This window comes from Bradyrhizobium sp. Kon56, from assembly GCF_055807635.1.
In genome coordinates, this window is record NZ_JBVVOU010000511.1 from 1 (window position 1) to 256 (window position 256).

The following is a 256-nucleotide window of genomic DNA, read 5'->3' on the forward strand; positions in this document are numbered from 1 at the left end:
CGTCTCCGGCCAGTTGAAAGCGACCGCTGGATCGCTGATGAAGATCGCCAACGACCTGCGCTGGATGAACTCCGGCCCGCTGGCCGGCCTCGGCGAAATAGAGCTGGAAGGCCTGCAACCGGGTTCATCGATCATGCCGGGCAAGGTCAACCCAGTGATTCCGGAAGCCACGGCCATGGTGGCCGCCCAGGTCATCGGCAACGACACGGTGATCACCGTTGCCGGCCAATCAGGCAACTTCGAACTGAACGTGATG

The 256-nt window shown here is 62.1% G+C and carries 1 protein-coding gene; it reads left to right on the forward strand.

What is annotated here, in order from left to right; genetic code table 11:
- Positions 1 to 256: lyase family protein (locus tag AC0L3B_RS39870; RefSeq protein WP_473383413.1), on the forward strand; the 256-nt coding region annotated here is incomplete at both ends.